This window comes from Flavobacterium ovatum, from assembly GCF_040703125.1.
Lineage (GTDB): Bacteria > Bacteroidota > Bacteroidia > Flavobacteriales > Flavobacteriaceae > Flavobacterium > Flavobacterium ovatum.
The window spans coordinates 3752615-3772653 of the sequence record NZ_CP160035.1 but is presented as its reverse complement, the minus strand read 5'-3'; the positions used below and the strand labels follow the sequence as shown (position 1 = coordinate 3772653).

Genomic DNA, 20039 nt, shown 5'->3' with positions numbered 1-20039 from the left:
GCGAAGTAGATTCGTCTACTTGGTGTTTTTTTTACTCCAAAATACAATCCTTTTACTGATAAGCACATTAACTATTGGATATTGTCATTCTTTTGGAAATCATAATTAAGCATTAACTAAACCACATCTATTTTGAAAAAAATACTAATTGTTGCTCTTGTAATCCCTTTTTTGAGTTTCAATAGCACATTGGCACAAAAGACCCAAAAGCCCAATATTATCATTCTTTTAGCAGATGATTTGGGTTATGGTGAACTAGGTGCTTACGGACAGAAAGAAATAAAAACGCCTTTTTTGGATTATTTTTATAGCCAAGGAATGAGTTTTACTGATTTTTATACAGGAACTGCCGTTTGTTCGCCTTCTCGTGCGAGTTTGATGACGGGCATACATACAGGCCATTTGAGCATTCGTGGAAACAAAGGACAATATCCTGATAAATGGGATCGTGTGCCATTAAAAAAATCGGAAATAACCATCGCTGAGATGTTGAAATCTGGTGGTTACCAATCGGCCATGATCGGGAAATGGCATTTGGGTGTTGCTGAAGATATGTCCACTTGGGCAAAAGGACGAGGGTTTGATTACGCCGTTCAAGAACAATGGGGCAAATCAAGTAAAGGAAACGAAATTGATGAACGCATTCATTGGGTAAATAACGACCAAGATTCAATTACATACGATTATACAAAATACTCTTGTTTGGATGAATTTCGAACCAATTTTGCTTTGGATTATTTAAAAAATAAAAAACAAAAAGACAAGCCGTTTTTCCTTTACATGTCGTACAGAACACCTCATGCTCATGAATTTTTGGTAAAACATAACGAAATGTATGCTGACAAAGGTTGGCCAGAAATTGAGCGTACACATGCCGCACGTATCACCATGCTGGATGCTCAAATCAAGAGATTGTTTGATTTACTAAAGCAAACAGGCGAACTAGACAATACTTTTATCATTTTTACTAGCGATAATGGGCCTCAAAGTGAAAACGGCCATGATAATAACTTTTTTGATAGTGCAGCAGGTTTAAAAGGACATAAACGCGATTTACATGAAGGAGGTATTCGAGTACCGGCCATGGTTTATTGGAAAGGAAAAGTAAAAGCGGGTTCACAAACGCATCAACCAGCAGCTTTTTATGATATCATGCCGACAATCGCCGAAATCGCAGGTGTGAAAACCCCTAAACAATCTGATGGGGTTTCGTTCTTACCTACTTTATTAGGAAAGAAACAACCACAACACGACCATTTTTATTGGGAAATTCAAGAAGGAGCAGCTGCCAAAGGATTTAAACAAGCAGCAAGAATGGGGAATTGGAAAGCGGTTCGTGTTGCTGATTCAAACAAAACAGAATTGTATGATTTGTCTAAAGATACGTTTGAAAAAAAGGATGTTTCAGGACAATATCCTGAGATCGTAAAAGAAATGAATGCCATCTTGAAGAAAGAAAGTGTAGTAATTGAACATTATCCTTTTTCAGGTGGAATTTTTAAGTAACGACTACTCTTTACACTTTAGTTTATGGTTTTTTTTTCACTGCTTAAAATGATTTACACAAGCTTTTCATTTTACCAGTGAAGATTTTAGGGCTACAATTGTTTATTTACCCCAAAAGACATTTGATGAATGGATAAAGACAAACATTCTTTAGTTTTTCCTTTATTTTGGTAGACTGAAACTAAAACTAAACCAAATATCACTTTAAGATGAAATTAAAACTACTTGTGTTTGCAATGCTATTGCAGTATACTGTTGCCTCGTCTCAGGAAAAACCTAATGTTTTGTTGATCATGGTCGATGATATGAATGATTGGGTAGGGGCTTTTGGAGGAAACCCTCAAGCAATCACTCCAAACATAGATAAATTTGCTAAGAAATCAGTAATTTTTAAAAATGCCTACTGTTCGGCTCCTTTGTGTAATCCTTCACGAACTAGTTTACTAACGGGTTATTTGCCTGCTCGAACAGGCGTTTATGGTAATAGTGAAGTTTTTAGGGATATACCAGCGTATAAAAATGTGGTGACCTTACCACAGTATTTCTATAAAAATGGTTATACAACAGCAGCAGCAGGAAAAATTTTCCATAGTCCGAGAGGAACAGGAACTAAACCTAAACCAGGGAGTGATCCAGGTTCTTTTGAAATGGAAGACAAAGGAGGATTGGGTTCTACTTTTCCTGATGAAAAAGATAAGTTTACTCACGGACTCGATTTTAGCTATCTGAATGAGGACAGTCACATTACTAGAACCTTTGACTGGAAAGGAGTTGATGTAGCGATCGAAAAAACAGCAGATTGGAAATCAGCCGATTATGCGGCTCGATTTTTAAAAGAAAAACACGACAAGCCTTTCTTTTTGGCTTGTGGAATATTCCGTCCGCACTTGCCTTGGTATGCACCACAAAAATTCTTTGATATGTACAATATCGATGATATCAAGATACCAGAGGTGATTGCGAATGATTTGGATGATGTTGGACCAATGGGTAAAAAGATTGCTTTTACAAGTCTTCATGAAGAAATTGTAAAAAAGAACCAATGGAAAGAAGCGGTAAGAGCCTATTTGGCTAATTTATCGTATGCTGACGCTTGCGTAGGGCATTTGTTAGACAATTTAGAAACAAGTGCTTTCAATAAAAATACAATCGTTGTAATCATGGGAGACCATGGTTGGCATTTGGGGGAAAAAACGCATTGGACAAAAAGTACGGTTTGGGAAGAATCAGCCAAAACACCTTTATTGATTTTTGACCCACGAAATGGAAACAAAGGCGTAAGTGCCAAAATTGTGTCACTAATTGACGTATATCCGACACTTTTAGATTTATGCAATTTACCAGCAAAAGCAGATTTAGATGGTAATAGTTTTAAAAGTGTATTGACTAATTCCAAAGGGGATTGGAAAAACATGGCTTTGACTTCTAAGAATGATAATATCCATTCGTTGCGAAATGAAAACTATCGTTATATCAAATACAGTGACGGTTTTGAAGAGCTATACGATCATCGAATAGATCCTATGGAATGGAAGAATATTGCAAAAGATAAGGCTAATACAACGGTTGTTTCAAATTTTAGAAAGGAATTGGAAGCTGTTTTAGCTAAAGTTAAAAAATAAAGATTATCAATAACAGGATTTTAAATAGTTTGACATAGATCGGTATTTTTTTTTACTATTTCAGTACAAATACCGCAAGATAGAAGTATGGGCCTAGACTATTTAATACTTTAATTAGACACGTATGGAAGTACTATTATCAAAGAAAAAATAGCTTTTAGAACTAAAAAAATATCAGGAGGGAGTTTATTTGTGAAGATTAAAAGAGGTAATGAAATAGCCAATTTTAAACTGATTAAAAATTAATTTGATGAAAAAATCGATTAAACTTCGTGAGACTTTTTAAGTCTAAAAAAACATGACAATAGTTGTTTTGTGGTTTTTTGTAAAAAAGACATATGTGATACTGAATAGATTTTTTGACTTTAAAAAGTTTTTTTAATTGTTGTAATATTGTAATACCCTACAAAATCTGTTTAGATTTTATTAAAAATTAAATGAACTGAATAACTAAATAAATATTAAAATGATGACTAACAGAATTAGCGCTTTGAAATTCCCTGTTGCTTTAATGGCGGTTTTTGCCTTTATTGGATGTGGAAGTACTCCCAAAAAACACACCGAAAGTGTTGTGAAAGCAAAACCAAACATAATTTTTATCTATGCAGATGATTTAGGTTACGGAGATTTAGGAGTGTATGGAGCAACTGGAATAAAAACGCCGAATATTGATAAATTGGCCAATGGCGGAATTGTGTTTACCAGCGGTTATGCTACATCGGCAACTTGTACACCTAGTAGATATGGATTATTGACGGGTACGTATCCTTGGCGTAATTCAGATGCTAAGATTCTTCCAGGTACAGCTCCGTTGTTGATTGATACAGAGCAAATGACGATTCCAAAAATGTTGAGAGCAGAAGGCTATGATACAGGAATTGTTGGTAAATGGCATTTAGGTTTAGGTACCGGTGATGTAGACTGGAACAAACACATTAGCCCAGGACCAAACGAAGTTGGTTTTGACTATAGTTTTATTATGGCTGCGACTCAAGATAGAGTTCCTACAGTTTACATTCGTGACGGAAAAGTAGTGGGACTTGATCCAAAAGATCCTATTCAAGTTGATTACAAAAAGAATTTTGCGGGAGAGCCAACAGCAACTGAAAATCCAGAATTATTGAAAATGAAATGGCACCATGGACACAATCAAAGTATTGTAAATGGAATTCCTAGAATTGGATATATGAAAGGCGGTACAGCAGCAAAATGGAAAGATGAAGATATGGCCGATACTTTTTTAGACGATGCCAAAAAATATATTGGATCTCATAAAAGCAAACCATTTTTCTTGTATTATGCATTACAACAACCACACGTTCCACGTACACCAAGTCCTAGATTTGTCGGTGCTTCTGGTTTAGGACCAAGAGGAGATGTAATCGTTGAGGCTGACTGGTGTGTTGGTGAATTAATGAAGAAATTAGAGGCTGAAGGATTGTTAGAAAATACCTTAATAGTACTTTCTAGTGACAATGGTCCTGTTTTAAATGACGGATATTATGATGATGCTGTAGAGAAACTAGGAACACACAGACCAGCAGGAGCTTTACGTGGTGGAAAATATAGTTTGTTTGATGGTGGAACAAGAGTGCCTTTTGTGACGTACTGGAAAGGACAAATCAAACCAGGGACTTCTGATGCTATAGTTTGTCAAATGGATTTATTAGCTTCTTTAGCTTCCATGGTAGGAAGTAAAGAAACAAAGTTAAGCGATAGTCAAAACCTAATGAATGAATTGCTAGGTAAAGGCACTGTAGGACGTAAGGCTTTAGTATTAGAAGCTAATGCAAAAACATTATTGCGCAAAGGTGACTGGATAATGATTCCTCCATACAAAGGGGCTTCAAAAATGAATACTGAGGTAAATATCGAAATGGGACCTGATAATGATTATCAGTTGTACAATACTAGAAAAGACATTGGACAACAAAATAATGTTGCCAAGCAATTTCCAGATAAATTGAAAGAGATGAAAGAAACTTTTGAAAAATTAAGAGGAAGTGATTACCAAAATGTGCAGGAACTTAAATTGCAATAATTACATATAAAAGATTTAATTTATAATAAGCAACTCTCTAAAAGTAAAGTACTTGAAGAGAGTTGCTTTTTTTATGTTCTATTGTAGTCCTTTTTCTTATTTAATTACAAACTGTCATAAATTCATTTTCATTATATTTACCGTTACCAAGAGACTAACCACACTATTGAACCAGATGTTTTATAAAATCATAAAATTTATTTTACTTTTCCTCTTTGCAACAAATGTAATTGCGCAAAAGGATAAGTTATCCTATTCCAAAAATATTTCAATTTCAAATGGTTTAGCCCATAACGGAGTTACTGCTATATTGGAAGATTCAAAAGGATACATTTGGATTGGTACTTATGATGGGTTAAACCGTTATGATGGATATGATTTTTCAGTTTTTAAAAACTCTGTAGATAAAGAGGTTTTGGTCAACAATAGAATCCGAACTTTAGCAGAAGATAAAAAAGGAAATCTTTGGATAGGAACTGATGAAGGAATTTCTATTTATACTTATACCAAAGAAAAATTCACGACACTATTTTCTAATAATTTATTTAAAAAAGGAACAACTGGCCCTATCATTAGAAAGGTACTTTTTAATACCACAAAAAAAATAGTAGTTTGTGCAACGGAACGCAAAGGTATTTTAGTTTTTAATGATGATTATAGTTTTAACCACCAATACATACCAGTTTTTAAAAAGGAAAGTGCAAATGTGTCTTTTTTTGACGGAATTGCATTAGACAATGATAACTACATTTTTGCTACTTCTGTCGGCTTAATTACCTTTAATATTTCGACTAAAAAATTTCAAAAAGTTTTGGGTTCTAGGATCACTTTTAGTAAATCAATAGTAAAGCTAGAACAGAATAAACTCCTTGTAACCCTGGAAAAAGGTATTGCAATTATAAATTATAAAGCGGATAGACAATCGTCTTTTTTTAAAATTTCCCATACCGATTTAAGCAAATATGAATTTGTAGTAGCAGCAGTTGACCGATTTAATAATTTGTGGTTAGGGACATCCAAAGAAGGGTTTGTTCGAATAAACAATGCTTCTTTATTGGTTGATAAAAAAGACTATACGGTTACAGATTTTAATCTGTCTCCCAGTTTGTTAAGAGTGAGTTGTGTGACTCCCTTAAAAAATAGTTGTTGGGTTGGGAGTTTCAATAAAGGTGTTTTTAAATTTGATTTAAACGAAAATCCTTTTAAACATTATAATAAAAGTAAGAGCCAAGCCTATGGATTAACTTCAAATGAAATTTTGAGTGTTAGTCCAATTGATGACAATAGAGTTTATATTTCAACGATACAGGGCGGACTAAGTTTATTTAACACAAAAACTAATAAATTTGAGCCTCTGCCTTTTAATTTAGACAAGGGTGATCTTAACTCAGTTGGAGCTGTTTATCTTGATTCCAAAAAGAATTTATGGTTCAAAATAGCTAGAAAGGGATTGTTTAGAGTACGACAAAATACGACCAAATTAGAGTTAATGTTTTCTTCTGACACATTAAATTTTTCTAACGATGCTATAAGACTAATTATTGAGGATGCTTCTGGAAATATATTAATAGGTGGGGCTGACGATTTTTATAGATTAAATTTGAATAAAAATCAAGAAGTCATCAAGGTCGAAAAAATAAATGAAAATCCTTTTTTTAAGAATAATAAAATTTCATTAGTACGATCTATTTATCCAGATCCATTGTATAAAAACTTCCTATGGATTGGAACGAATGCTGATGGTTTGTTTCGAATTGATTTTTCCAAAAATAAATCACTAAATAAAGCCAAAATTGAACGTTTTACCAATGATAAAAATAACAAAAACTCCATTTCTAGTAGTTTTGTTACCTCAATTGTAAGATTACCAAATAAGGAATTATGGTTAGGAACAGAGCGTGGTGGAATTTGTAAAGTACTCAATAGCGATAAAGAACCTACTTTTGTTTCCTTTTCGGAGAAGCAAGGACTCTCTAATAATGTTGTCAAAAGCATTATCTACGATGGCAAAAAATCATTGTGGGTAACCACCAACATCGGTTTAAATAAATTTAATATAGTTGAACAACGTTTTCAGAAGTTTAGTACATCGGATGGTTTGCCTTTTGAAGATTTCAATTACGGGTATGCCAAAATGAATAATGGTTTGCTAGTTTTAGGTGGTTTTGATGGTTTTTGTTATTTTGATCCTGAAGATTTGCCAAGTTCAGAAAAATTACCCCTATTAGAGTTTGGAGAATTAAAGGTTTTCAATAGTAGTATTAGAGCAGGAGACACGCTTAATGATAGAGTGGTAATGGACAAACGTCTTAGTGATTTAGACGAATTATCGCTAAAATATAATGAAAATGTATTTTCAATTGGAGTTACATCTTTGCATTTTTCCTCTCAAAATAATCATTTCATAAAATATCAATTATCACCTATTAATAAGGACTGGATAGAAATCCCTTCAGATCAACGTAATATTTATTTTAATGGATTGCCTCCTGGGGATTATATTTTGAATGTAAAAGCATCCAATACTTTGAATAAGTGGACGCAATCCAAAACGCTCAAAATTACCATTAAACCACCTTTTTGGAAAACTTCAATAGCGTACTTTCTGTATGTTTTATTATTTCTTGCTTTAGGTGTTTTAATTGTGTTTTTTGTTGTTAGGATGCAAGCTTTGAATCACAACATTGAAATAGAACAATTGGAGAAAAACAATGTAAAAGAAATTAATGCAGCCAAACTGCGTTTCTTTAGCAATATTTCGCACGAAATAAAAACGCCTTTAACACTCATATCTGGACCGGTAGAAACGCTTTATGAACGTTTTAAAAACAATCCCGATGTAGGTAATACTCTTAAAATTGTTCAAAAACAATCACACAAGATTGCTAAACTTCTAGATCAGGTTCATGATTTTCAAAAAGCAGATGCTAATTTGCTGAAAATGAATTATTCCTACTTTAGTTTTGATGATTTTATAAATGAATTGATTTCAGAATATCAGTTTTTAGCCCAAATGGAGCATAAAATTATTGAGGGTCCAGGAGTAAGCGATAAAATATATGTTTATGCAGATAAAGATAAATTAGAGAAAATTTTCAATAATTTGTTAACTAACGCTTTCAAGTACACCAAAGAAAATGACTCTATTCGTATCGAATATCATACTGCAGATAACGATTTATTTATTTCAGTAATTGACAAAGGAAAAGGAATTGATACTGAGGATTTGCCTCATATTTTTGAACGTTTTTATCAATCTAAGAAAAAAGAAAACATCTATATTGGAGGTTCAGGAATAGGATTGGCATTTTCAAAACAATTGGTCGAAATGCACTACGGCTACATCAATGCTGAAAGTGAAGTAGGTATTGGAACAAGTATCAAGATGAAGTTGCCTATTGTTCATACTGAGTACACAGAAGACCAGGAACAAATTGAAAAAGAAGTATTAAAAGCAGAAAAATCAGTCAAAGAAAATTTATCAATTAATACTGTAGATTATCAGTCGTTACAATTTGATAGTACGTTTGCCGATGCTAAAATTTTTATTGCGGAGGATAATCCGGATTTAAGAAATTATATTTCTACCACGCTATCCAAGTTTATGAATGTTGAAGTTTTCGTGAATGGGAAAGAACTTTTGGATGTCTTAGATAATAGTTGGCCAGATTTGGTTCTGAGTGATGTATTAATGCCTGAATTGAATGGATTTGATTTATGCAAGCGTATTAAATCAGATATAAAAACTAGTCATATTCCAGTGGTTTTGTTGACCGCTTGTACTACTATTGACGATCAAGTAAAAGGTTTGATTGACGGAGCTGATGCCTATATTCAAAAACCGTTCAATATGCAATTTTTAATTACTACTATTGAGTCTATTTTACGCAATAGAAAACAATTGAGGGAACGTTTCCAAATTGAACTTCCATTGACATTAAATACTAAGGATAACAGCAATGACAAAGTGTTTCTGGAAAAACTGTATAGTTTAATGGCTGAAAATTTAGATAATCAAGATTTAGATTTAGACCATTTTGCTAAAGATTTATATTTGAATAGAACGCACTTTTACCAAAAAGTAAAAACCATGACCAACTGCACTCCTTTTGAATTACTTAAAGTTTATCGTTTGAAAAAAGCAGCAGAATTTTTAGTCGAAGGAAAGTTGTCGGTCAATGAGGTGTATATGATGACTGGCTTTAAGAGTCGAACGCATTTCAGTAAATTATTCAAAGAAAAATACGAGGTAACACCAGGGAAATATGCTGCTGAAATGGTCAATAAATATTCAGATAAAAACACCTAAAGCAATTACCATGAGAAAGAAGGGTAAAATTATACGCTAAAAAGATAAATTCAGTTCATTAACCAAAAAAAGAAAATAGTTTCTTTGAAAAACAAATAAACCGCAATGAAAAAAATATTTTTTGTTCAATTTATATTATTCGTTTGTTGTTTGCCAATGTATAGTCAAACAAAATTAGCTGAAATATTTGGTGATAATATGGTATTACAACAAAATTCAGATGTGGCCGTATGGGGGATTGATAGACCCAATACTTCTATTTCGATCCAATCTAGTTGGGGACAAGTAGCTAAAACTACTTCAGACAAAAAGGGACATTGGCAGGTAAAGATTAAAACGATAAAAGCAGGTGGGCCTTATTTGTTAAACGTTACTGGGTCTCAAAAAATAGTTTTAAAAGATGTTTTGTTGGGTGAAGTTTGGTTGTGCTCTGGTCAATCTAATATGGAGATGCCAATGAAAGGTTTCACTGGACAACCGATTAATAATAGCAATGATTTTATTCTAAAAAGTGCCAATTCGCAATTGCGTTATTTTGATGTAAAAAGACAATTGGGTGTTGAGCCAATAGATAAAATAGCCGGAGGGAAATGGGAAATAGCATCGCCTGCAACGACACCAAATGTAAGTGCCGTAGCCTATTTTTATGGAAAGATACTTCAAGAAACCCTAAAAGTCCCTGTAGGATTGATTTGTAGTAGTTGGGGAGGAACGCCTGCGGAAGGTTGGACTTCAAAGGAAACACTTGCTAGTAATTTTCCAGACATGAATCTTGCAGTGACTAAGGGAAATTTAAATCAAGGTTCACCATCTGGATTATACAACGGAATGATTCATCCTTTGCTACCTTTTGGGATCAAAGGGGTGATCTGGTATCAAGGTGAAAACAACAAAAATAGATATCAAAATTACGAGAAATTATTTTCGGCTATGATTGGCAATTGGAGAACGGCATTCCAGCAAGCAGATATGCCATTTTATTTTGTGCAAATAGCTCCCTACATTTATTCGAAAGAAATTAATTCAGCTTTTTTGAGAGAAACTCAGTTGAAAACGATGTTGAATACTAAGAATACGGGTATGGCAGTAAGCTTGGATGCTGGTGAAGAACACAGCATACATCCCGCCGAAAAACAGAAAATAGGAGAACGATTGGCTTATTGGTCATTGGCCAAGACCTATAAAATGAATGGAATTGAATTTTCAGGACCTGTTTACAAGAGTATGGGGATTAAGGAGGGAAAAGTTTACTTAGCTTTTGATTACGCACAAAACGGATTGTTTTCACCTTCTAGAGATATTGAGAATTTTGAAATAGCAGGAGAAAATAAAGTTTTTTATCCTGCAAAAGCAAAGATCGTCAAAGGGAATTTAGAAGTATGGAGCGAGACCATTACAAAACCAGTAGCAGTGCGTTATGCTTGGAATAACTTCCTTACAGCAAGTTTATTTAATACGGCAGGACTACCTGCTTCTTCGTTTAGAACAGATAATTGGGAGAAATAAAATTTAAAAACATGAAAAAAACATACTGTACTTTATCATTGATATTTTCGTTTTTTTGCATGATGGGACAAAACAAAATAATAAAATTGTATAAGGACGTTGTCCCAAATAGCAAAGTAGCTACCGATTATAAGGAAAGCGCTGAAACTGGAACAGATGGAAATATTCGAATAAAAAACATCACCGATCCCGAAATGTTAGTGTTTTATCCCAAGAAGAATAAAGCTAACGGAACAGCAGTATTGATTTGCCCTGGAGGTGGATACGGAATTGTTTCGATGACAAACGAAGGATATTCGATAGCAGAAAAACTAAATGAAAACGGAATAACCGCTTTTATCTTAAAATACCGTTTGCCATCTGACCAAATTATGATTGATAAAACAATTGGTCCTTTGCAAGATGCACAACAAGCACTAAAAATGATTCGTGAAAACGCTTCGGAACATCATGTTGATGGCACAAAAGTGGGAATTATGGGCTTCTCGGCAGGAGGACATCTGGCTTCTACGGCAGGAACACATTTCAATCAAGTGGTGATAGATAATCCTAAGAATACCAGTTTACGACCAGACTTTATGGTTTTGGTTTATCCTGTAATTTCTTTTGGTGAATTTCAACATAAAGGAACTAGAACTCACCTTATTGGAAACAGTCCATCTGATGATTTGGTGAAATTATATTCGAATGAGTTGCAGGTTACCAACGAAACTCCAATAACGTTTCTAGCTCATGCTGCAGATGATAAAGCGGTTCCTTATCAAAATAGTATGTTGTTTTATTCCAAATTAATTCAAGAAGGAGTTAAGGGTGAATTGCATATTTACCAAGCAGGCGGTCATGGCTTTGGATTGAATAATAAAACGACTAAAGCTTCTTGGTTTGACTCGATGATTACTTGGCTTGAAGGAAATAAGATGATTCCGTAGGCGGAAATATATATACGATTTTTCGGAAAAATTCAAGATGCTAAAAATGTTTTTTTAATGTCTTTAGTATTTCTGTGCTTTTTTCTAAAGTTATAATCGTCGAGAAGGACATTAAAGTAGCAAATGAATAATGCTAGAAACTCGTTTGAAATTGTATTTGATCTGAGATTTGTAAGTGATTAAGCCTTAATAACAGCATTATTTACTCAGAGAGACGATTCAAATACGGGAAGAGACAACAAAACCCGATAAATTTTTAAAATTTGTTAAACTAAATTGACAACTATATTTACTATAAAATGAAAAAACTATTTTTAATTGCAATCATTTCTTTTCTTGGTTTTGGTCAAATCACTTTGGCTCAAGAAAAAATAACCAAGAGACCTAATATTTTATTTGCAATTGCAGATGATGCAGGTTGGAAACACTTTAGCGCTTACGGATGCAAATGGGTAAAAACTCCAGCATTCGATCAAGTAGCTAAAAACGGTGTTTTATTCAATAATGCCTATACTCCAAATGGAAAATGTGCGCCATCACGCTCTTGTATTATCACAGGACGTAACAGCTGGCAGCTAGAAGAAGCAGCAAACCATTCTCCAGATTTCCCAACAAAATTCAAAACCTATTCGGATGTTTTGGCTGAAAACGGATTTTTTGTCGGTTTTACAGGCAAAGGTTGGGGCCCAGGAAACCAAGGACAAATCAACGGGAAAGACCGCGATTTGACAGGGCCTGAGTACAATGAATTTAAATTGAAACCACCTACTAAAGGAATTGCAAATATAGATTACACCAAAAATTTTGAAGCTTTCTTGAAAGCGAGACCAAAAGGGGAGCCATTTTGTTTTTGGTACGGAGGTAAAGAACCACACCGTGCTTACGAATTTCGTTCGGGTGCTAAGGTTGGAGGGAAAACCATTGACGAAATCAATGAAGTGCCTGCCTTTTGGCCTGATAATGAAGACGTACGTAATGATATGTTGGACTACGCTTTTGAAGTTGAATATTTTGATAAACATCTTCAAAATATGTTGAACAAATTACAAGAAATGGGTGAACTTGAAAACACAATCGTAATCGTAACTTCAGACAACGGTATGCCTTTTCCACGTGTAAAAGGACAGGTTTATGAATATTCAAACCACATGCCACTAGCAATTATGTGGCCAAACGGAATTAAAAGTCCGGGTCGTGTAGTAGATGATTTGGTGAGTTTTATTGATTTTGCTCCAACGTATATGGAATTGGCAGGAATTTCTCAGAAGAAATCTGGAATGGAAAAATTGTCAGGTAAAAGTTTGACTGATATTTTATTTTCGAATAAATCAGGAATAGTAAACAAAAAACGTAATTACCAATTGGTAGGGAAAGAACGTCATGATGTAGGAAGACCTAATGACGAAGGTTATCCAGTGCGCGGAATTATCAAAAACGGTTATTTATACTTACACAATTTTAAAATTGACAGATGGCCAGTTGGGAATCCAGAATTGGGGTATTTGAATTGTGATTCGAGTCCAACAAAAACAGCTGTTTTGGAGTCTCGAAGAAAAGACGGAATCATGAAATTTTGGGATTTGAATTTTGGTAAGCGAGGTGATTATGAATTGTATGACATCAAGAAAGATCCTTATTGTGTCACTAACTTAGCCTCAGAAGGACAATATTCAAAATTGTTGGCGAAGATGAACAAAGAATTGACCAAGAGATTAATCAAAGAGCATGACCCAAGAATTGTAGGTAAAGGGGATGTTTTTGATCATTATAAATATTTTGGTGACAACCAAAATTTATATAATGATTATATGAGTGGGAAATTAAAAGATCCAAAAAGAATCAATCAAGAAGATGTTGATATGGATATGATGGATAAAAAATAAGAAGATGAAAAAAACGCATCAATTTTTGGTAATTCTTGTTTTGCTTTTCAGTTTTGGAAATGCAAAAGCGCAAGTTGCAAAAGAGACTATAAGCATAGTGTTGCTTGCAGGACAATCGAATATGGCTGGAGCGGGTGATTTTACAGCTTTGGATGCTGCAGTAAAAGAGCGTTTATATAAAGTTAAAGACCGTGTTCAAATAAGTAATGCTGGAAAAACACCAACACCATTATCCTTTTATTTATCGAAAGGGCACAAGACAAAATATGGTTTTGAAGAAGCTTTTGGTCCAGAATTAATGATTGGAACTGTACTGGCTGAAAAATTCCCAAAAGAAAAGTTTTTACTAATCAAAACAGCGCAAGGTGGAACTGCCTTATACGGAGCTTGGAATCCCGATTGGACTGCCGAAAAAACGGATGAAGTAGAAGCAGAGGGTTTCAAAAGAGACTTAAAATTATATGCTAACTTTATTGATGACGTCAAGCAAAATATAAAAAGAATCGAAAGTCAAGGCAATACTTATAAAATTATCGGAATGGGATGGATGCAAGGTGAAAATGATGCTGCCAAAGAAGTTTCGGCTTTGAGTTATGAAACTAATTTGGTCAATCTGATCAACCGTGTTCGTACTGATTTGAATGTAAAAGACATGCCTTTTGTGTTGGGACAAATCAATTCACACTACGGAAATTTTCCTGCTGGACCAGAAACCGTTCGTACAGCACAATTGAATAGCAACAAGCTTTTGAAAAAAGTAGTGACTATAAAAACAATAGCTGATAAACCTTTTGATGATTACCCAAAACATTCGGATAATGTGCATTACAATGCCGAAGGACAATACCGATTAGGGAATGCTTTTGCAGAAGCATTACTAAAATTACAATAAAAGAAATAGAATAATTAAGAGATAATAAAATGAAAAAATCAATTGTTGCTTTAGTGTTTTTGATGGCATTGCAAACCAGTTTTGGACAAAAGAAACCAAATGTAGTCCTCTTTTTTGTGGATGACTTAGGCTGGGCAGATGTTGGATATCGCAATGCAAAATTCCACACACCCAATATTGATCAATTGCGAAAAGACGGAATGGATTTTAGTCGTGCTTATATCGCTACGCCCACTTGTAGTCCTAGTAGAGCATCTATTTTGACAGGTAGAGAACCAGTACGTTTCCAGATGGTAAGACATGTTGATGATGGTAACGGAATTGATTTTGACGACAAAGGGAATTCTATAAATGATTTTAGTCTATGGCCTAATGATCCTGTGCAAATGCCATCGATTAATATGTTGCCACTTAAGGAAATCACTTATGCCGAAAGGTTGAAAGAATTAGGGTATTACAACTTTTTCTTAGGGAAATGGCATTTAGGTGACGCTAGATATTTTCCAACTAAACAAGGATTTGATGAAGAGTATGGTGTTTGTAATTATGGACACCCAAAGAATTATTATCCACCATTTTTCAAAGATGTAAATCCGCTTGCTAGTTTTGATAAAAGCGATTTGTATTTAGAAACAGTTTTGGCTAATAAAGCAATAGATTTTATTTCGAACTATAAAAATGACAAACCATTTATGCTATCGTACTTTCACTATGATGTGCATGGGCCACAAATTGGTAGAAAAGACTGGGTGGAACAATATAAAAAAGAAGGTTTAAAAGGAAAAGATGCTGAATATGCTGCAATGATTTCTGCAGTTGATGAATCAGTAGGGAGAGTTAGGAAAGCACTTATTGAAAAAGGAATTGCAGACAATACAGTAATTATTTTCACATCAGATCAAGGTGGGTTTTTTAGCAATGCTCCTTTGAGCGGTGGAAAAACGGGTGGGAATACTCTAGGTGAAGGTGGAGCAAGGGTTCCATTTTTAATGTATTATCCTGGAGTAACCAAAGCCAATACGAGTTCTGCTATTCCAATTCAAACGACAGATGTTTTTCCAACTTTAGTGGATATCGCTGGAGGAAAAGTGTGTAAAGACAAACAGGTAAACGGTAAAAGTTTGTTGCCAATTGTAAAAGGCGAAAAATTTAAAGAGGATAGAAGCTTGTATTTCTTCCGTAGTTATGAGGATCAATATGCTGCCGTTATTGCAGGAGACTGGAAATTGGTTAAATACCATAGTGGTAAATTTCAATTGTTCAATATCAAAAATGATATGTCAGAACAAAAAGATTTGATTACTATCGAATTAAAACAAGCTGACAAATTGAAAAAAGATATAGCAAAATGGGAGAAAAAAGCGGTTCCTGCTTTCAATAAAAAATAATTTCAAAAAATGATGAATTTAAGAAAAACAATAGCTCTTGCAGTCGTGTCTTTATTGACGGTGTCTGCTATAGCCCAGAAAGAGATTAAAAGACCCAACATTATTTGGCTTATGGCCGAGGACATGAGTATAGATTTGGAATGTTACGGTATGGAAGCTGTAAAAACACCAAACCTTAATAAAATGGCTGCCGAAGGAGTCCGTTATGATAATTGTTTTGTAACCAATCCTATTTGTTCGCCAAGTCGGTCGTCAATGATGGTAGGAACGCACCAGCTAAAAATAAATGCACAACACCACCGTAGCAATCGTGAAGTTCCTTTGGATTCAAGATACAAACCCTTTACCGCATTGTTGCGTGATGCAGGATATACCACGATTTTGGGACATCATGCTGTGATGGGATTAGGTCGTAAAACAGACATGAATTTCAAATCGGAACAAATTGGTCCCTGGGATGGAAAAACGCAATTCGGTTTATTCGATAAATACGATACTTTCGAAAATGACGGAAAACCATTTTTTGCCCAAATCCAGTTGCTTGCCAGCCATAGAGGAGATTGGTGGAATGAAGTAAGAGCCAAATCGAAACATCCTGTAGATCCAGCCAAAGTGAAATTGCCATCGTATCTAGCAGACGAACCAGCGATACGTTTGGACTGGGCTAAATATTTGGATCAAATCGAATTTCTTGATAATGAAGTCGGAATGATTTTTAAAGAATTAGAAGCTAAAGGATTGGCAGATAATACCATCGTTATTTTTATTGGAGACAATGGTAGATGCAACATTAAAGGAAAAGGATATCTGGAAGATCCAGGATTACGTATTCCGTTTATAATTCACTATCCTAAAAATTACACAGGACCGCATGTGAGTAAAGAGATTGTTTCATCAGTAGATATTACGGCAACAGTTTTAGATTTAGCAGGTGTAAAAGTACCCTCTTTTATGACTGGAAAATCAATCTTGGAAAAAGGATTTAAAAATGATTATGTGTATGCAGCCCGTGATTTATGGGACGAAATTCTAGAGAAATCTAGAGCGATAACTTCTGATAAATGGAAATACATTCGAAACGACAAACCTGAAATCCCCTATGATGCACATCAAGCGTATCTAGAGTTTTACAGACCCGCAGTGCATATCATGCGGAAGTTAAACGAAGAAGGAAAATTGAATGAAGTTCAAAAACAATTCTTTGCACCAACTAAACCTGTTGAGGAATTGTACAATTTAGAAAAAGATCCAGAGGAGTTGCACAATTTAGCTTTCGATTCAAAATATACTAAAGTTCTAAAGAAGTTACGTAAAAAAACACTTTGGTACGATAAAAAAATGAAACCTGTAAGTGATGTTTACGAACCAGAAGAAGCAGATGCAGTTCAAGTTTTAGAATGGGTTAAAAAAGATAAACCAGAGTTATACCAACAAATGCAAAATGGTGTAGAAATTGGTTTAAAAACAATAACTAAAGAATATAGATCAGCCAATAAACAAACAAAAAAAACCAAAAAGTCAGATGAGTAAGTTTATTTTAAATACTATAAAACAGTCGGTAATAGGTGCTTTCCTATTGGTAACTAGTGTTGCAATGGCACAAAAATCGCCAACCGTAAAATTGAATTTCAATCACGATTGGAAATTTTCAAAAATTAATACAAAGACCAATTCCGATGAAGCTTTAACAAAAGCAGATTTCAATGATGCGAGTTGGGAAAAAGTGAGTTTGCCACATACGGCAAATATCGAACCCTTGGTAGTAAATGACCAGTGGCAAGGGATTTGTTGGTACAGAAAACAATTTGAAGTGCCCGCACAATACAATGATAAAAAAGTAATCATTGAGCTGGAAGGTGCCATGAATCATGCGCAAGTTTGGATCAATGGAAAATTGGCAGCAGATCATTTAGGTGGGTATATGCCAGTGGTTATAGATGCGACTTCATTTGTAAAAGTGGGTCAAAATAATACTATTGCTGTAAAACTAGATAATACAGACAATGTAGTTTCTGGGCCAAAACCATTAAAAATATTAGACTTTAATATGTACGGTGGTTTGTATCGTGGTACTTCGATCACTTATAAAGAGAAAGTATATATCTCGCATCCATTATTGGCTAATAAAATTGCAGGGGGAGGTATATTTATCACTTTTCCTGAAGTTTCTACTGCCGTAAGTACTGTAGCTATAAAAACTGATTTGGTGAATGAAACCAATGCTTCACAAAATATTGAATGCGTGCAAACCGTTTTTTATAAAGGAAAAAAAGTTGCAGAAAATAAATCTGTTAGCAATGCTGTAGCTTCAAATAAATCGGTAGAAACGAATGCTTTGATTCGCATTAACAATGCTAAATTATGGTCTCCAGCGGAACCCAATTTATACCAGTTAGAAACAAAAGTTTTGGTAAACGGGCAGTTGAAAGATGTTGAGACAACCACCTTCGGAATTCGTTCTATAGAATTTAAGGACAACCTACTTTATGTAAATGGCGAAAAAACCTTTTTAAGAGGAGTGAACCGTCATCAAGAATATCCATTTGTGGGCTATGCTTTATCTGATAATGCACAATATCGTGATGCAAAAAAGATTAAGGATGCAGGTTTTAATTGTATTCGTTTGTCACATTACCCACAATCACCTGCCTTTTTAGCAGCTTGTGATGAGTTAGGAATCTTTGTTGTTGATGCTATTCTAGGATGGCAATATTATGCAGATACAGATGCTTTTAGAAATTTCTGTTATACTGCAGCTACCGATTTAATTCGAAGAGACCGCAACCATCCATCGGTTGTTTCTTGGGAAGTTTCATTGAACGAAACTAAAATGCCAATTTTCTTCATGAAAGAATTAGATAGAAGAGTACATGAGGAATATCCAGGAAGTCAAGCTTTTTCATGCGGATGGATGCCAGAAGTATATGATATTTATTTTCAATCGAGACAACACCGTATTTTGCACGGTGATGAAAATCATACTAACAAACCTTATTTTGTTTCAGAATACGGAGATTGGGAGTATTATTCGTCCAATGGAGGATTGAATCAAGACAAAATGCCAAAAGGAATGCGTCTTGAAAAATCTAGCCGTCACTTAAGAGCAGAAGGCGAAAAAGCATTGTTGCAACAAGCCTATAATCTTCAAGAATCGCATAATGACAATTTAGAAAAAGGCGTGATGGGCGATGGATACTGGGTAATGTATGATTACAACCGTGGGTACCATGATGAAATTGAGTCTTCGGGAATTATGGATATCTTTAGATTGCCAAAATTTGGATTTGATTTTTATGCAAGTCAAAGAAATCCAAATGAAAAAGTAGAATTGAAAATCGCTAGTTACTGGAATACCGATTCTGATTTGAATGTAAAGGTTTTTAGCAATTGCGATCAAGTCGAATTGTTCTTAAATGGGCAAAGCCTTGGTTTGCAAAAGCCAGATGTAAATAAGAATACAACCAAAATCAGTCACGCACCGTTTACGTTTAAAATTCCATCTTTTCAAGCAGGCGAGTTGAAGGCTGTAGGTTATATCAGTAAGAAACAAGTAGCGAAAGCATTTGTGAAAACGCCAGAAACGGCTCAAAAATTAAAAATTTGGATAGACGAAAGCGGAAAAAAACCACAAGCTAATGTAAATGATGTTGTTTTTGTGTACATCGCTGCAGTAGATAAAAATGGAACTGTGGTTCCTACTTTCGAAGATAAAATCAATTTTTCTATTAAAGGTGATGCTCAGTTAATGAACGTTGGGGAAATAAAAGCTGAGGCAGGAATTGCAACTGCTTTGGTGAGAATTGGTTCCAAAAACGGAAAGGTAACCTTTGAAGGAGTGAGTGCTAACTTAAAAGGAAAGTCCTGTTTAAAGCCTATAAAGTAGGTGAATGAAAATATAGTAGTGTTGGTTATTTTAAAAAAGCAGTGATAAATATAAATTTATTGCTGCTTTTTTTACTTTAT

At 34.5% G+C, this 20039-nt stretch carries 11 protein-coding genes; all 11 read left to right on the top strand.

Annotation, left to right across the window (positions count from 1 at the left end; all coding sequences use genetic code 11):
- Positions 1 to 132: 132 nt before the first annotated feature.
- The 11 genes from ABZP37_RS15660 (at position 133) to ABZP37_RS15610 (ending at position 19959) form a co-directional block, all read left to right on the top strand.
- Positions 133 to 1506 carry a sulfatase-like hydrolase/transferase gene (locus ABZP37_RS15660; protein WP_366184032.1) on the top strand — a complete coding sequence of 458 codons (1374 nt, stop codon included), beginning with the start codon at positions 133 to 135 and terminating at the stop codon, positions 1504 to 1506.
- A 209-nt stretch (positions 1507 to 1715) separates the two neighbouring features.
- The gene (locus tag ABZP37_RS15655) at positions 1716 to 3128 is read left to right on the top strand and encodes a sulfatase (RefSeq protein ID WP_366184031.1); all 1413 of its coding nucleotides are present in this window, start codon (positions 1716 to 1718) and stop codon (positions 3126 to 3128) included.
- A gap of 466 nt (positions 3129 to 3594) precedes the next feature.
- Positions 3595 to 5169 (top strand): arylsulfatase, encoded by a 1575-nt coding sequence (locus ABZP37_RS15650; protein WP_366184030.1) that lies wholly within the window; start codon positions 3595 to 3597, stop codon positions 5167 to 5169.
- 175 nt (positions 5170 to 5344) lie between these two features.
- Positions 5345 to 9478, top strand: a complete 4134-nt coding sequence (locus ABZP37_RS15645) for a two-component regulator propeller domain-containing protein (protein ID WP_366184029.1) — start codon at positions 5345 to 5347, stop codon at positions 9476 to 9478.
- A gap of 105 nt (positions 9479 to 9583) precedes the next feature.
- A complete protein-coding gene (locus ABZP37_RS15640) occupies positions 9584 to 10984 on the top strand; it encodes a sialate O-acetylesterase (RefSeq protein WP_366184028.1) in 1401 nt (466 codons plus the stop codon).
- 11 nt (positions 10985 to 10995) lie between these two features.
- The gene (locus ABZP37_RS15635) at positions 10996 to 11913 is read left to right on the top strand and encodes an alpha/beta hydrolase (RefSeq protein ID WP_366184027.1); all 918 of its coding nucleotides are present in this window, start codon (positions 10996 to 10998) and stop codon (positions 11911 to 11913) included.
- A 299-nt stretch (positions 11914 to 12212) separates the two neighbouring features.
- Positions 12213 to 13796: a sulfatase gene (locus ABZP37_RS15630; RefSeq protein ID WP_366184026.1), complete on the top strand. Its 1584-nt coding sequence runs from the start codon at positions 12213 to 12215 to the stop codon at positions 13794 to 13796.
- A gap of 4 nt (positions 13797 to 13800) precedes the next feature.
- Positions 13801 to 14688: a sialate O-acetylesterase gene (locus tag ABZP37_RS15625; RefSeq protein WP_366184025.1), complete on the top strand. Its 888-nt coding sequence runs from the start codon at positions 13801 to 13803 to the stop codon at positions 14686 to 14688.
- Positions 14689 to 14717: 29 nt separating this feature from the next.
- The gene (locus ABZP37_RS15620; RefSeq protein ID WP_366184024.1) at positions 14718 to 16076 is read left to right on the top strand and encodes a sulfatase; all 1359 of its coding nucleotides are present in this window, start codon (positions 14718 to 14720) and stop codon (positions 16074 to 16076) included.
- Positions 16077 to 16085: 9 nt separating this feature from the next.
- Positions 16086 to 17606, top strand: a complete 1521-nt coding sequence (locus ABZP37_RS15615) for a sulfatase (protein WP_366184023.1) — start codon at positions 16086 to 16088, stop codon at positions 17604 to 17606.
- The gene (locus tag ABZP37_RS15610; protein ID WP_366184022.1) at positions 17599 to 19959 is read left to right on the top strand and encodes a glycoside hydrolase family 2 TIM barrel-domain containing protein; all 2361 of its coding nucleotides are present in this window, start codon (positions 17599 to 17601) and stop codon (positions 19957 to 19959) included. The genes ABZP37_RS15615 and ABZP37_RS15610 overlap by 8 nt, the downstream gene beginning before the upstream one ends.
- Positions 19960 to 20039: the final 80 nt, after the last annotated feature.